The sequence below is a fragment of the Achromobacter sp. AONIH1 genome, assembly GCF_002902905.1.
Lineage (GTDB): Bacteria > Pseudomonadota > Gammaproteobacteria > Burkholderiales > Burkholderiaceae_B > Achromobacter.
Map to the genome: position 1 here is coordinate 1,380,215 of NZ_CP026124.1, position 14,944 is coordinate 1,395,158.

At 68.2% G+C, this 14,944-nt stretch carries 13 protein-coding genes; 9 read left to right on the forward strand and 4 right to left on the reverse strand.

The genetic code is table 11. The features are described from left to right. Positions 1–3: 3 nt before the first annotated feature. Positions 4–1,278, reverse strand: coding sequence for a TolC family protein (locus tag C2U31_RS06375; RefSeq protein WP_103272072.1), 1,275 nt, complete (start codon positions 1,276–1,278; stop codon positions 4–6). A gap of 322 nt (positions 1,279–1,600) precedes the next feature. Between C2U31_RS06375 and C2U31_RS06380 the strand changes: the two genes are divergently transcribed. The 4 genes from C2U31_RS06380 to C2U31_RS06395 all read left to right on the forward strand — a co-directional run bounded on the left by C2U31_RS06380 (position 1,601) and on the right by C2U31_RS06395 (position 4,686). Beyond that, complete coding sequence (locus C2U31_RS06380) at positions 1,601–1,939, forward strand: DUF4148 domain-containing protein (RefSeq protein WP_103272073.1); 339 nt, start codon at positions 1,601–1,603, stop codon at positions 1,937–1,939. 229 nt (positions 1,940–2,168) lie between these two features. Beyond that, a complete protein-coding gene (locus C2U31_RS06385) occupies positions 2,169–2,858 on the forward strand; it encodes a heavy metal response regulator transcription factor (protein ID WP_103272074.1) in 690 nt (229 codons plus the stop codon). Next, positions 2,855–4,201 carry a heavy metal sensor histidine kinase gene (locus C2U31_RS06390; RefSeq protein WP_103272075.1) on the forward strand — a complete coding sequence of 449 codons (1,347 nt, stop codon included), beginning with the start codon at positions 2,855–2,857 and terminating at the stop codon, positions 4,199–4,201. The genes C2U31_RS06385 and C2U31_RS06390 overlap by 4 nt, the downstream gene beginning before the upstream one ends. A 137-nt stretch (positions 4,202–4,338) precedes the next feature. Next, a complete protein-coding gene (locus C2U31_RS06395) occupies positions 4,339–4,686 on the forward strand; it encodes a DUF4148 domain-containing protein (RefSeq protein ID WP_103272076.1) in 348 nt (115 codons plus the stop codon). 31 nt (positions 4,687–4,717) lie between these two features. On the opposite strand, the gene C2U31_RS06400 is transcribed toward C2U31_RS06395, so the two are convergent. The 3 genes from C2U31_RS06400 to C2U31_RS06410 all read right to left on the reverse strand — a co-directional run bounded on the left by C2U31_RS06400 (position 4,718) and on the right by C2U31_RS06410 (position 8,327). Continuing rightward, on the reverse strand, positions 4,718–6,658 hold the full coding sequence (locus tag C2U31_RS06400; RefSeq protein WP_233772672.1) for a bifunctional UDP-sugar hydrolase/5'-nucleotidase: 1,941 nt from the start codon (positions 6,656–6,658) through the stop codon (positions 4,718–4,720). A gap of 133 nt (positions 6,659–6,791) precedes the next feature. Then, a complete protein-coding gene (locus C2U31_RS06405; protein WP_103272077.1) occupies positions 6,792–7,901 on the reverse strand; it encodes an S-(hydroxymethyl)glutathione dehydrogenase/class III alcohol dehydrogenase in 1,110 nt (369 codons plus the stop codon). 141 nt (positions 7,902–8,042) lie between these two features. Next, positions 8,043–8,327, reverse strand: coding sequence for a metal-sensing transcriptional repressor (locus C2U31_RS06410; RefSeq protein ID WP_103272078.1), 285 nt, complete (start codon positions 8,325–8,327; stop codon positions 8,043–8,045). A 198-nt stretch (positions 8,328–8,525) separates the two neighbouring features. On the opposite strand from C2U31_RS06410, the gene hutC reads away from it, so the two are divergent. The 5 genes from hutC to hutH all read left to right on the forward strand — a co-directional run bounded on the left by hutC (position 8,526) and on the right by hutH (position 14,825). After that, positions 8,526–9,269, forward strand: a complete 744-nt coding sequence (gene hutC, locus C2U31_RS06415; RefSeq protein ID WP_349291632.1) for a histidine utilization repressor — start codon at positions 8,526–8,528, stop codon at positions 9,267–9,269. Next, positions 9,266–9,874: a HutD family protein gene (locus tag C2U31_RS06420; RefSeq protein ID WP_103272080.1), complete on the forward strand. Its 609-nt coding sequence runs from the start codon at positions 9,266–9,268 to the stop codon at positions 9,872–9,874. Before hutC ends, C2U31_RS06420 begins: the two co-directional genes overlap by 4 nt. A gap of 206 nt (positions 9,875–10,080) precedes the next feature. Then, positions 10,081–11,757, forward strand: coding sequence for a urocanate hydratase (gene hutU, locus C2U31_RS06425; protein ID WP_103272081.1), 1,677 nt, complete (start codon positions 10,081–10,083; stop codon positions 11,755–11,757). Between the two features lie 84 nt (positions 11,758–11,841). Continuing rightward, positions 11,842–13,263: a cytosine permease gene (locus C2U31_RS06430; protein ID WP_103272082.1), complete on the forward strand. Its 1,422-nt coding sequence runs from the start codon at positions 11,842–11,844 to the stop codon at positions 13,261–13,263. 32 nt (positions 13,264–13,295) lie between these two features. Next, complete coding sequence (hutH, locus tag C2U31_RS06435; RefSeq protein ID WP_103272083.1) at positions 13,296–14,825, forward strand: histidine ammonia-lyase; 1,530 nt, start codon at positions 13,296–13,298, stop codon at positions 14,823–14,825. The last annotated feature ends 119 nt before the right edge of the window (positions 14,826–14,944 follow it).

The following is a 14,944-nucleotide window of genomic DNA, read 5'->3' on the forward strand; positions in this document are numbered from 1 at the left end:
GAGTCAGCGTCCGATGAGGCGGTCGATATTGGCCCAGGCCTGGTAGGCGTTGGTCAGGGTGGACAGGTAGCCCAGTTCGGCCTGCGAGCGGGTGCGTTGGGCGTCCAGCACCTGCAGATAGCCGACCTTGCCGGCTTCGAAGCCCTTGAGCGCGCTGTCGTAAGCGCGGCGCGCGCTGGGCAGCACCGTGGCGCGGTAGTCATTGGCCGCGCCCGCCGCCAGGTCGAACTGGGAGACCGATTGCAGCAGCTCGGCCGACAGCCGCGCCTCCAGGTCGCGGTACTGGTCGCGCGCCTTGTATGAGCGCATCGTGGCGGCATAGACATTGCCCTGATTGCGATCGAACAGCGGCAGCGGAATGCCCACGCCGAACTGGACCTTGTTGCGTTTCGCCTCATAGTCGCGGGCCACGCCGGTGCTCAGCGTGATGTCCGGGTAGCGCTTGCTTTTCTCGACTTCCAACCGTGCGGCGCCCAGGTCCACCGCCAGCTTTCCGGCCTGTAGTCGCGGTGACCGCGCCAACTCGGCGTTCAGCTCATCCAGCGTGCCGCGCGCCGGCAACTGGCCGATGTCGCCGCGCACGCTGGCGAACGCAGGCGTCGCTTCGCCCCACAGCACGGCCAGGCCGCGCCGGGCGACCTGCAGCGCGGCTTCGGCCGCGCGCGCGTCGATGCGGGCATTGGCCAGCTCCACGCGCGCCGCGTTGCTTTCCAGCGGCGGCGCCTTGCCGGCGGCCACGCGCTTGTCGGCCAGTTGCAGCGCCTTCTGGGCAATGCTTGCGTTCTCCTGCGCGACGCGCACGGTTTCCTGCGCGGTGGCCACGTCGAAGAAGGCCGCGATCACGGTCGAGCGCAGATCGGCGCGGGCCGCGCCCAGGTCGGTCTGCGCGATGTCGCGCGCCAGTCCGGCGGCCTTGACGCGCGCGCCGCGCTTGCCGCCGGTCTCGATCGGCATGCTGAGCGTGGTGGTGGTCGTGCGCGATGCCTTGCGCCGATCGTCCATGCTGACGTCGATGCTGGGATTGGGCAGCAGGCCCGCCTGCTGCAATTCGCCTTCGGTCGCGGCGGCTTCGTTGCGCGCTGCGGCCAGCAGGGGACTGCGTTCGAAGGCGATGGACAGGGCCTGTTCCAGCGTCAGCGGCGCGTTGGGCGCGGCTGGATCGCCGGAGGGCGCAATGGCGGTCGAAGGCGGCGCCAGGAACGAAGCGGGCGGCTGGCTCCAGGCCGGCGCGGCCAGCAGGGCGGCCGCCAGGGCCAGCGGTATCAGGGATGGGCGCATGATTCTGTCAGGGGAAGGGAGTGGCGGGCCCGCGCAGCCGGGCTGGGATAGGCATCTGGCGGCACTGTATCGAACGCGCCTCGTCAGAACCTCGACAGAAAAATGACATTTCCGTAAGGTTTCCGTCTCTGCCATGGGTCGGTGCGAAGCCAGGAAACACGCGGGTTTCGGGACAGTCGCGCCGATTACGAATTCGTAATCGGCGCGTTGGCGAATTGACGCGATCAGATCCGTAAAGTTGTCGTCATCGCTTAACACGAAGCGTGTACCGGGCTGGCGCCTTCGCCGGTCCGTCAACGTCAACCGCCGTAAGGAGATCCTGATGAAAACCCGTCACGCCGCCGCCCTGTCGCTCTGCGCCGCGCTCGCCCTGCCCTTCGCCGCCAGCGCCTCGAACGTCTGGCACCAGACCGATACCGAGATCGGCTACGCCATCGCGCCCGAACACGCAACCGGCGGCAAGAGCCGGGCCCAGGTGGACAGCGAGCTGGCCGCCGCCAAGGCCGATCCGGGCAAGTGGTTCCTGGCCTATCGCAATCTGGGCACGCCGGGCTGGTACAAGCAAGGCACCGCGCTCACCCGCGACGAGGTACAGGCAGAGGTGCGCAACATGAGCGCGCAAGAGCGCGCCCGCCTGAACAGCATCTACACCCCGGGCTGAGGGCGGCATCGCCCGTGCCCTGCCAATCCGCGCGGCCGCCCAAGGCGGCCGCGCGCCTGCGGGCGGAGCGGCTTATGCCGTCCCGCCCTTTTCCGCTGAGTTCGCCCTGCCACGCATACCGGCGCGCCGTATCCGCGCCAGATCCGCAAGCGATAGAATGGCTGGGTCGTTTCCGGCCGGCGCAGCCTAGCGGCGGCGCCGCTCAGCCCTTTTTTCACCCACGGGCCCCATGAAAGTACTGGTAATCGAAGACGAGAAGAAACTGGCCGAATACCTGCGCCTGGCGCTGACGGAACACAACTATGTGGTGGACGTCGCGATGGACGGGATCAGCGGCCTGCATCTGGCTCGCGAAAGCCAGTACGACCTCATCCTGCTCGATGTGATGCTGCCCGGCATGGACGGCTTCTCGGTGCTGCGCGAATTGCGCAAGAGCGACCGCGTGCCGGTGCTGATGCTGACGGCGCGCGACAAGATCGAGGACCGAGTCAAGGGGTTGCGCGACGGCGCCGACGACTATCTGGTCAAGCCCTTCGCCCTGTCGGAGCTGCTGGCGCGCGTGCTGGCGCTGGGCCGGCGCAGCGGCCAGAACCAGGCCGAGGTCGGCGGGCAGAACGTGCTGCGCGTGGGCGATCTGGAACTGGACCTGTTGCGCCGGCGCGCCTCGCGCGGCGGCGTCCGGCTGGACCTGACGGCCAAGGAATTCACGCTGCTGGCGCTGCTGATGCGCAAGCAGGGTGAGGTGCTGTCGAGGCTGGAGCTGGCCGAGCAGGTATGGGACATCAATTTCAACAGCAACACCAATGTGGTCGAGGTCGCGGTGCGACGCCTGCGCGGCAAGGTCGACGACCCCTTTGACCAGAAGCTGCTGCACACGGTGCGCGGCATGGGCTACGTGCTGGAACTGCGGGAAGACTGATGCAGCCGCGCTCCGGCTCCCTGCGCCGCTGGCTCTCGCGCTGGCTGGCGATGCTGACGTTCCTGGGGCTGGGCGGGGTATGCCTGGCGGTGTACTACGCCACCAACCTGAACCTGCAGACCCGCCAGGAAGCGCTGCTGCAACAGAAGATGGAAGTCATCCGCCACCTGGTCGACGAGAACGCCGCCACCGGCGATTCGACCACCCTGCGGCACAAGCTAAGCGATTTCTTCTATGGCCGCCCGGATTTTTCCCTGGTGCTGGAGATCGATGGCGCCAAGACCGCGTTCGGCGCAGACATCGCCGAGGATGAGGATCACGCGCACGAGCGGCGCATCATGTTCTCGCTGCCAGCGCCGGGCACACCGGGCGATGCCATGCACGCCGAGCTGGTGCTGGACATCACGTCCGACCTGCATCTGCGCGCCGCGCTGGCCTGGACCCTGATCGCCTGCGCCTTCGTGGGCGCGGCCGCGGTGTCGGGCATCGCGGCGCTGCTGGTGCGGCGCGCCATGGCCCCCGTGGACGAGCTGGGGCGGCAGGCGGCGCGGCTGGCGCCGGACCGCATCGGCGAACGGCTGGACGAAAGCGGACAGTCCGAGGAAATCCAGCCGCTGGTGCGGCAGTTCAATGCCGTGCTGCAGCGCCTGGAGCGGGCTTATGTGCAGATGGAGGGCTTCAACGCCGACGTGGCGCACGAGATGCGCACGCCGTTGGCCACGCTGATCGGCCAGACCGAGCTGGCGCTGAGCGGTCGCCGTTCCGAGGCGGTGCTGCGCGATGTCATGGGCTCCAACCTGGAAGAGCTGCAGCGGCTGTCCGGCATGGTCAACGACATGTTGTTCCTGTCACAGGCCGACCGTGGCGCGCAGGCGCGCGGCGTCTGGGTCGACCGGCTTTCCGAGGTGCTGGGCGAGGTGGCCGACTACCACGAGGCCGAGGCGCAGGAGCGCGGGCTGACGCTGGCCGTGTCGGGCGAGGCCGCCGCCTGCATCGACCGCCCGCTGTTGCAGCGGGCGGTGTCAAATCTGGTGTCGAACGCGGTGCGCTACGCGGATGCGGGAAGCACGATACGCATCCATGTTTCGCACGACGATGAGCACGCGCTGATCGCCGTCAGCAATGCGGGCGAACCGATAGCGAAGGAACACCTGCCCAGGCTGTTCCACCGCTTCTATCGCGGCGACGAAGCGCGCGGCTTCGACGCCAACCATCACGGGCTGGGACTGGCCATCGTCGCGGCCATCGCCCGCATGCACGGCGGCCGGCCCTTCGCGGCTTCCGAGGGCCGCGACATCACCATCGGCTTCTGCCTGTCGGCGCGCAAGATTACCGAAAACTAATCCTGGCGTCGGGCTTCTGTCGCGGCCGCTTCCCTAGACTTTTCTCCATGCGCCCGGTGCGCGCCCGACAGGGCGATTCCGCTACCCGGCATTCCGGCCGTCCCTCGCGGCGGCCTGTCACCCGTCATGGAGAAATCATGAAACGTTCCATTGCTGCGTCGTCCTGCACGCTGGCCCTGGTCCTGTCCACGAGCGCCCTCGCGCAGGGACCGGCCGGCGGCAACCCCCAAGCCTATGCCGCGCCGCGCCAGGCCGCCGCCATGGCGTCCGCGCCGGGCGATGCGTCGGCGCCGCTGACGCGCGCTCAGGTGCTGGCCGATCTGGCCGTGTGGAAGAAGTCCGGCATGTCCGATCTGTATCGCGGCAACCAGGAACCCGACGTCTACAGCGCCAAGTACCGCAAGCGCTATGCGGAGTACCTGCGCCTGCGCAACGGCCCCGAGTACCAGGCCGCGCTGCGCCGCGAGCAGGAGCGGGGCAACTGAGCCCGCTCCCGCGCGCGGCGGGCCGCCCGTCCTACTCGGTATAGGACTTGGTGCTGTACTGGCTGATCGGCAGCAGATTCAGCACCGGCAGGCCGGTGGCCGGATCCTTGGCCTGCTTGTCAATGTAGGCCTGCAGCACGTCGGCATCCAGCACGCCGATGTCCTGCCGGCGCGCGGCCGGCACATTGGCCAGGGTCTTGTAGCCGTCGCCGCCGGTGGCGTTGAAGCTCAGCACGAAGAGCTTGTACGTGCGGCTGGCGTCCAGCGGACCCCATGAGGACGTGGCGGCGTCGTAGACCTCGATGTTGGATACCCGGCTGCCTTGCGGCTGCGCGGCGTTGACGTCGAAGCGCAGGCCGCCCGTGTACGGGTATGGACCGGTCGATCCGCCCGGGCCGTAGACCGCCTGCATGCCGTCTTCCAGCATGCTCTTGACCTCGGCGCCGGTCACGTTCAGGCGCCACAGCATGTTGCCGAAGGGCACCACCTCGATCACATTGGCCGCCGTGACGGTGCCCTTGAGCGGCACGCGCACGCCGCCGCCGCTTTGCAGCGAGATGTCGGCGCCGCCGTAGCTGGCGTTGCCCACTTCCAGGTAGGCCTGGGCTACCAGCTGCTGGATGTCGCCGCCGCGCAGGCTGACGCTGCCCAGCGTGTTGCAATCCACGCCGGACCGGCTGTAGTCGCGCGAGCCGGGCCCGCCCGGCACGCGGCGCGAGCACAGTTCCTGCGGCACCTTCGCCACCTGGCTGGCGCTGAACGTGTCGACCTTGGCCTTGAAGGGCTGCAGTACGGCCAGCGCGCCGGCGTCCGGCTCCTGCGGATACAGGAAGCCGCTGGCCTTGATGTCGGCCGCGATGGCGGCCTGGTCCGCCGGGGAGACCGCCGCGCCGCCGATCTTGTAGGCGCTGCCCATCAGCACGTGCGGCGTGCCGGCGCAGGCCGTCACGTCGCCATTGGCGTCGAAGCTGACCTTCAGCTCGCCCACCACCTGCGAGTATTCCCAGGCCTGCACCAGGCAGACGCGCTTGCCATCCTTGTTCTTGACTTCGGTGGGGTAGGCGCCGGCCGGCGAGCCGACGCCGTAGCCCGCCATGCCAGCCGGCCCGAGCAGGGTGTGCGAATCGCCGCCCACCACCACGTCCACGCCGCTCAGGTTGGGGATGATCTGCTTGTCGTAGTCGTAGCCGATGTGGCTCATCACGATGATCTTGTTCACGCCTTGCGCGCGCAACGCGTCGATCTGCTGCTGCGCGGCGGCGGTCTCGTCGCCGAACACGGTGCCGGGATCGGGGCTGGACGACTGCTGCGTCTTGTTGGCGATGGTCAGGCCGACCAGGCCGATGGACTGGCCGTCGCGTTGCAGCACGATGGAGGGCTTGACCAGGCCGGGCGCGCGCGAGGGGTTCAGCGCGGAATTGGCGCCGAAGGTCACGTTGGCGCTGAGCACCGGCGTCTGGCAGGCGCCCTTGTGCAGCAGGTCGATGAAGCGCTTCAGGCCGCTGTCGCCCTTGTCGAACTCGTGGTTGCCCAACGTCATGGCGTCGAAGCAGACCGTGTTCATCATGGCCGCGTCGGCTTCGCCCGGATCGCCGGCGCGGTTGAAGTACAGGGTGCCGGTGGTGGCGTCACCGGCGTGCAGCTTGAGCACATTGGGCGAGGCGGCCGAGAGCGCCTTGATGGCGCCCGTCACGCGGGCGAAGCCACCGGCGTCGGCGTTGACCGTCACGGTCGCGCCGGCGGCGTTCTTGAGCTTGAAGTCCTTCTTCTTGCTGTCCAGATTGGAGTGATGATCGTTGATGTGCAGGATCGTCAGCTCCATCGGCCGGGCGGCCACGGGCGGCGTGGTGGGCGGGGTCGGCGCCGGGCTGTCGTCGTCATCGTCGCTGCCGCCGCAGGCGGCCACCAGCGCCATCATTCCCAGCATCGTCGCGCGCGCGCAATGCCGCTTCCAGTCTTGCTTCCAGTCCATTCTCCTTCCCGCGTGGTTGGTCTTGGAACGGCGAATGATCGTGGCGGCAGATGACGTGCAGATGAACCGGGCGTGAAGAAAAAACAACGGGCGGCCCGTGGACCGCCCGTGAATGCCGGTGTGACGCGATGGATCAGTAGTGGATCACGGTGCGGATCGATTTGCCCTCGTGCATCAGGTCGAAGGCCTCGTTGATGCGGTCCAGCGGCAGTGTGTGGGTGACGAAGGGATCCAGGTCGATCTTGCCGCTCATGGCGTCCTCGACCATGCCGGGCAGCTGGGTGCGGCCCTTGACGCCGCCAAAGGCGGAGCCGCGCCAGACGCGGCCCGTGACCAGCTGGAACGGACGCGTGCTGATTTCTTGGCCGGCGCCGGCGACGCCGATGATGATGCTCTCGCCCCAGCCCTTGTGGCAGCATTCCAGCGCCGCGCGCATCACGTTGACGTTGCCGATGCATTCGAACGAGAAGTCCACGCCGCCGTCGGTCAGCTCGACGATCACGTCCTGGATGGGACGGTCGTGGTCCTTGGGGTTGACGCAGTCGGTCGCGCCCATGGCCCTGGCCAGGATGAACTTGTTGGGATTGGTGTCGATGGCGATGATGCGGCCGGCCTTGGCCTGCACCGCGCCCTGGATCACGGCCAGGCCGATGCCGCCCAGGCCGAACACGGCGACGGTGTCGCCTTCCTTGACCTTGGCGGTGTTGTGGACCGCGCCCAGGCCGGTGGTCACGCCGCAGCCCAGCAGGCAGACCTTTTCGTGCGGCGCGGCCGGGTTGATCTTGGCCAGCGAGATCTCGTTGACCACGGTGTATTCGCTGAAGGTCGAGCAGCCCATGTAGTGGTAGAGCGGCTTGCCTTCATAGCTGAAGCGCGAGCTGCCGTCGGGCATGACGCCCTTGCCCTGCGTGGCGCGGACCTTCTGGCACAGGTTGGTCTTGCCGGACAGGCAGAACTTGCATTCGCGGCATTCGGCCGTGTAGAGCGGGATGACATGATCGCCGGGTTGCAGCGAGGTCACGCCCTCGCCCACTTCGACCACCACGCCCGCGCCTTCGTGGCCCAGCACGGCGGGGAACAGGCCCTCGGGATCGTCGCCGCTCAGGGTGAAGGCGTCGGTATGGCAGACGCCGGTGTGCGTGATGCGCACCAGCACTTCCCCGCGCCGCGGCGGCGCCACGTCGATTTCAACGATTTCCAGCGGCTTGCCGGGTCCGAATGCGACTGCTGCGCGTGATTTCATGATGATGCTCCAGAGCGTTGACGATGGTGTTGCTTCTGCCGTACACGACGCGGGGCCATGTGCGCGGATGTTGCCCTGGCCGCTCCGCTGCCGCGTCCCTTTGAGGGGGGAGCGCGATAGCGCTTCGGCGGTGGGCCTTGTTCATTTGAGATAAGTGCGGACGATGCGCATGATCTGGTCGATCTCGGCGTCGGCGTCGGCGGTCGGGGCGGGCGCCTGGGCCGATTGCGCGAAGGTTTCGCGCAGATGGCTTTCCAGCACTTCGGCCATCAGCCCGGTGGCCGCGCCGCGCAGGGCCGCCAGCTGTTGCAGCAGCGCGCCGCATTCCGTGCCGTCGTTGACGGCGCGCTCCAGCGCCAGGGCCTGGCCCTGGATGCGGCGCAGGCGCGTCGTGACGCGCTTTTTCTCTTGCGGGCTGTGGGGCACGGCCGGGACTCCGTTGGATACAGGGGGGGAGTATAAAAAATTCACCGCCCGGCGTCCAGGACGGTCCAGGATCTCGGCGTGCCGGCGCCGTCTGCAATGATGTCTATACGTGTCTAGTCATCCTCTATATAATTCCCGAAACATGAGAACTGGCCAGGCGCTCGCATCCTGCCCGCCGGCCCAGCACAGGACTGTTTCGTGGCTTCCAACCCTACCCGATTGCCCGTCCAGCCAGACGCCCTGCCCGCCCCGCTGTATGCGCGGGTCAAGCAGATGATTGCCCAGCAGATCCGCAGCGGCGCCTGGCCCGCGCACTACCGCGTGCCGTCCGAAAGCGAGCTGGTCGAGGAACTGGGCTTCAGCCGCATGACCATCAACCGCGCCTTGCGCGAGCTGACCGCCGAAGGGCTGCTGGTGCGCATGCAGGGCGTGGGCACGTTCGTGGCGCAGCCCAAGGCCCGCTCGGCGCTGTTCGCGGTGAACAATATCGCCGACGAGATCGCGGCGCGCAATCATCGCCATCACAGCCGCGTGATCCGGCTGGCCGAGGAGCCCGCCGGCAACGAGCAGGCCCTGATGCTGGAGATCCGCGAAGGCCAGCCGGTGTTCCATTCGGTCATCGTGCACTACGAGGACGACCTGCCCATCCAGCTCGAGGACCGCTACGTCAACGTCAAGCTGGCGCCCGACTACCTCAAGCAGGATTTCACGCAGGGCACGCCCTATGAATATCTGACGCGCGTGGCCCCTCTGACCGAGGGCGAGCACGTGGTCGAGGCGATCCGCGCCAAGCCGCGCGAGTGCCAGCTGCTGCAGATCGAGCGCGACGAACCCTGTCTGTTGATCCGCCGGCGCACCTGGTCGGGCGAGCGCGCGGTCACGCTGGCTCGCCTGATCCATCCCGGATCGCGCCATCGTCTTGAAGGAAAATTCACCACATGACCCAGTTCGACGCGCGCCTGTACCGGGCGCGGGACTATCCGCGCATGCCGTGGCGCAACGGCGGCGGCACCACCCAGGAAGTGGCCTGCAATCCCGGCGGCAGCACGGCCGGCTTTGAATGGCGCCTGTCCATCGCGGACGTGGGGCAGGATGGCGGCTTTTCGGCCTTCGACGGCTTCCAGCGCATCATCACCGTGCTGGAAGGCGCGGGCATCGAGCTGACTGTCGACGGTCGTCGCGAGCCGCCGCTGGGACCGCGCCGCGCCTATGCCTTCCGTGGCGACGCCAAGGTGGACTGCCGCCTGCTGGACGGCCCCATCCGCGACTTCAACCTGTTTTACGCGCCGGCGCGCTGGCAGGCCCGCCTGCAATGGTTGAACGCATCCTGCGTGTTCCACAGCTCGGCCCGCGCCGTGCTGCTGCTGAACGCGTCCGACGCGCCGCTGGCGCTGGCCGTTGACGGCGCGCGCCACGAGCTGCCGTCGCGGCATGACTGCCTGCACATCGAAACGGCCGGTGGCCTGGCCGAATATCGCATCGAGCCGGCGACGGCGTCCGCCGCGCTGGACGCCTGCCTGATCGAGCTGCTGCCCGTCGCTGCCTGAGCGCGGCGGCGTTTCCGACCCCGGTTTTTCCGCCCCGTCCGCCCCGCGGGCGGGGCGCGGTCGCGCGCCCGTGGCTCGTCTTTGCTGCGGGTAATCCCTGACAAAAAAATAGCTCGTCCCATCTTGTATATACAAGCATAGGCATCCTATGATTCGGCCAATGGCCGCGGATCCAAGGCGCGGCGCACCTGGCTATGGAGACCACGATGGAAAAATCGAAACGCTACCGCGACGTCGAGATCCGCGCCCCGCGCGGCAAGCAGCTGACGGCCAAGAGCTGGCTGACCGAGGCGCCGTTGCGCATGCTGATGAACAACCTCGATCCGGACGTGGCCGAGAACCCCAGGGAGCTGGTGGTCTATGGCGGCATCGGCCGCGCCGCGCGCGACTGGGACTGCTACGACCGCATCGTCGAGTCGCTGAAGAACCTGAACGAGGACGAAACCCTGCTGGTGCAGTCCGGCAAGCCGGTGGGCGTGTTCAAGACCCACGCGAACGCGCCGCGCGTGCTGATCGCCAACTCCAACCTGGTGCCGCATTGGGCCACCTGGGAACACTTCAACGAGCTGGACGCGCGCGGCCTGGCCATGTACGGCCAGATGACCGCCGGCAGCTGGATCTATATCGGCAGCCAGGGCATCGTGCAGGGCACTTACGAGACCTTCGTCGAAGCCGGTCGCCAGCATTACGACGGCAAGCTCGCGGGCCGCTGGGTGCTGACCGCCGGCCTGGGCGGCATGGGCGGCGCGCAGCCGCTGGCCGCCACGCTGGCCGGCGCCTGCTCGCTGAACATCGAATGCCAGCAGAGCAGCATCGACTTCCGCCTGCGTACCCGCTATGTCGACGAGCAGGCCGCCGATCTGGACGACGCGCTGGCACGCATCGCCCGCTACACCAAGGAAGGTCGCGCGATCTCGATCGCGCTGTGCGGCAATGCCGCCGAGATCCTGCCGGAACTGGTGCGGCGCGGCGTGCGTCCGGACATGGTCACCGACCAGACCAGCGCCCATGATCCGCTCAACGGCTATCTGCCCGTCGGCTGGACCTGGGCCGAATACCGCGAACGCGCGAAAAGCGAGCCGGCCGCCGTGGTCAAGGCGGCCAAGCAGTCCATGGCCCGGCACGTGCGCGCCATGCTCGAATTCCAGAAGCAGGGCGTGCCCACCTTCGACTACGGCAACAACATCCGCCAGATGGCCAAGGAAGAAGGCGTGGACAATGCCTTCGACTTCCCCGGCTTCGTGCCCGCATATATCCGCCCGCTGTTCTGCCGTGGCGTCGGCCCGTTCCGCTGGGCCGCGCTGTCCGGCGATCCGCAGGACATCTACAAGACCGACGCCAAGGTCAAGGAACTGATTCCCGACGATGCGCACCTGCACCGCTGGCTGGACATGGCGCGCGAACGCATCAGCTTCCAGGGCCTGCCGGCGCGCATCTGCTGGGTCGGCCTGGGCCAGCGCGCCAGGCTTGGCCTGGCCTTCAACGAGATGGTGCGCAGCGGCGAGCTGTCCGCGCCCATCGTGATCGGCCGCGATCATCTGGACTCCGGTTCGGTGGCCAGCCCCAACCGTGAAACCGAGGCCATGCGCGACGGTTCCGACGCCGTGTCCGACTGGCCGCTGCTCAACGCGCTGTTGAACACCGCCAGCGGCGCCACCTGGGTGTCGCTGCATCACGGCGGCGGCGTGGGCATGGGCTTTTCGCAGCATTCGGGCATGGTCATCGTCTGCGACGGCACCGACGCCGCCGCCGAGCGCATCGCCCGCGTGCTGACCAATGACCCGGGCACCGGCGTCATGCGCCATGCCGACGCGGGCTACGAGATCGCGATCGACTGCGCCCGCGAGCAGGGTCTGAACCTGCCGATGATCACGGGCCGCTGAGCGGTCCGGGGAGCCGCGCTGGCGCGGCTCCCGCACATGGGGGAAAAGGCGCCGGCCTGTGCACAGGCGCCAGGAGACGAAAGCATGGCGACACCAGTCGGATCGGAACGGGCGCCGCTCATCGAGCGGCGTTCGATCGACTACATTCCGGAATCGGAGCGGCACGGCAAGCTCTACAGCCAGTTCACGCTGTGGATGGGCGCCAACCTGCAGATCACGGCCATCGTCACCGGCGCCCTGGCGGTGGTGCTGGGCGGCGACGTGTTCTGGTCGCTGGTGGGCCTGCTGGTGGGCCAGCTGTTCGGCGGCGCCATCATGGCGCTGCACGCCGCGCAGGGGCCGCGACTGGGCCTGCCGCAGATGATCTCCAGCCGGGTGCAGTTCGGCGTCTACGGCGCGGCGATTCCCATCGCGCTGGTCTGCGTCATGTACCTGGGCTTCACCGCCACCGGCACCGTGCTGTCCGGCCAGGCCATCGGCCAGCTGCTGGGCGTGAGCGACAGCGCCGGCATCCTGATGTTCGCCGCCGCCATCGTGCTGGCCACCGTGTTCGGCTACCGCGTCATCCACATCATCGGCCGGGTGGCGACGCTGCTGGGCATCGTCGCCTTCGTCTACCTGTTCAGCCGCGTTATGGCGCTGGCCGATGTGGGCGAGCTGCTGGCCAACCGCCATTTCACCTGGGGCTCGTTCCTGCTGTCGGTGTCACTGGCGGCCTCCTGGCAGATCGCTTTCGGGCCGTATGTGGCCGATTACTCGCGCTACCTGCCCAGCCGCACGTCTTCGGCCAGGACTTTCCTGGCGGTGGGCCTGGGTTCGGTGGCGGGCGCGCAGATCGCGATGGTGCTGGGCGTGCTGGCCGCGGCCATGGCGCCGGGTCAGTTCGCCGGCCGTGAAGTGGCCTATATCGTGGGCCTGGGCGGCACCGGCAAGATCGCCGCGCTGCTGTATTTCAGCATCGCCTTCGGCAAGATCACTATTTCGACGCTGAACTCCTACGGCAGCTTCATGTGCATCGCCACCATCATCAGCGGCTTTCGTGGAAGCATCGAAGTCACGCACCGGCAGCGCGTGGTTGCCGTGCTGCTGATCGTGGGCGCGGCCACGGCCGTCGCGCTGATCGGGCAGCACAGCTTCCTGGGCGCGTTCAAGTCCTTCATCCTGTTCCTGCTGGCCTTCTTCACGCCCTGGAGCGCGGTCAACCTGGTGGACTATTACTTCGTGAACCGCGAGCGCTATGACGTGCCGGCGCTGGCCGACCCCGACGGACGCTACGGCCGCTGGAACATGACGGGCCTCACCGCCTACGCCGTCGGCGTGCTGGTGCAGATGCCCTTCATCTCGACCAAGCTCTACACCGGCCCCCTGGTCCAGCACCTGGGCGGCGTGGATATTTCCTGGATCATCGGCCTGATCGTGCCGGGCATCCTGTACTACCTGCTGGCCCGCAACGGCGCGTCGGCTGCGCGCCGCCACGCCACGAGCGGCGGCCACGACATTGCATGAATACCGCCTGACGGCGGCATAGGAGATCGACAATGGATTTGCACTTGAAACCCGGCCAACTCACGCTGTCCGACCTGCGCCAGGTCTACCACCAGCCGCAGCGCCTGACCCTGGATCCGTCGGCGGCCGGCCCGATCGACGCCAGCGTGGCCTGCGTGGAGCGCATCATCGCCGAGGACCGCACCGCCTACGGCATCAACACCGGCTTCGGCCTGCTGGCGTCCACCCGCATCGCGCGCGAGGACCTGGAAGCGCTGCAAAGCTCGCTGGTGCTGTCGCACGCGGCCGGCGTGGGCGAGCCGTTGGACGACGCCATGGTGCGTCTGATCATGGTGCTGAAGATCAACAGCCTGGCGCGCGGCTACTCCGGCATCCGCCGCAAGGTCATCGACGCGCTGATCGCGCTGGTCAACGCCGAGGTCTATCCGCACATTCCGCTCAAGGGCTCGGTGGGCGCGTCGGGCGACCTGGCGCCGCTGGCGCACATGTCCCTGCTGCTGCTGGGCGAGAACCGCGCGCGCCATCGCGGCGAGTGGCTGCCGGCCCGCCAGGCGCTGGAAATCGCCGGCCTGCAGCCGTTCACGCTGGCGGCCAAGGAAGGCCTGGCGCTGTTGAACGGCACCCAGGTGTCGACCGCCTATGCGCTGCGCGGCCTGTTCGAGGCCGAGGACCTCATGTCCGCGGCGCTGGTCTGCGGCGGCCTGAGCGTGGAAGCCATGCTGGGCTCGCGCGCGCCCTTCGATCCGCGCATCCACGCGGCGCGCGGCCAGCGCGGCCAGATCGACGTGGCCGCCGTCTACCGCGACTTGCTGACCGACGACAGCGAGGTTGGCCATTCGCACGCCGACTGCGGCAAGGTGCAGGATCCCTATTCGTTGCGCTGCCAGCCGCAGGTCATGGGCGCCTGCCTGACGCAGATCCGCCAGGCCGCCGAGGTGCTGGCAGTCGAGGCCAATGCCGTGTCGGACAACCCGCTGGTGTTCGCCGCCGAGGGCGACGTGATCTCGGGCGGCAACTTCCATGCCGAGCCGGTGGCCATGGCCGCCGACAATCTGGCGCTGGCGCTGGCCGAGATAGGCGCGCTGTCCGAACGCCGCATCTCGCTGATGATGGACAAGCACATGTCGCAGCTGCCGCCCTTCCTGGTGAACAACGGCGGTGTGAACTCCGGATTCATGATCGCCCAGGTGACGGCCGCCGCGCTGGCCAGCGACAACAAGGCGCTGGCGCATCCGGCCAGCGTCGACAGCCTGCCCACCTCAGCCAACCAGGAAGATCACGTGTCGATGGCGCCGAACGCGGGCAAGCGCCTGTGGCCGATGGCCGAGAACGTGCGCGACATCCTGGCCATCGAATGGCTGGGCGCCTGCCAGGGCCTGGATTTCCGCGAGGGCCTGAAGACCTCGCCCAAGCTGGAGCGCGCGCGCCAGCTGCTGCGCCAGAAGGTGGCGCACTACGAGAAGGACCGCTTCTTCGCGCCCGACATCGAACAGGCCAGCGCGCTGATCGCCGGACGCAGCCTGAACGCGCTCATGCCGGCGGGCCTGTTGCCCAGTCTGTAACGCAACACCGGCCCGCGCGCGCGGCGTGGGCCCTCCCGCCGCAGCCGCTTGCAGCGCCCCGCAGAGGGCGCGCGGGCGGCGCTCGGCCCTGCCCGCGGCATTCCCACCACATGGAGACA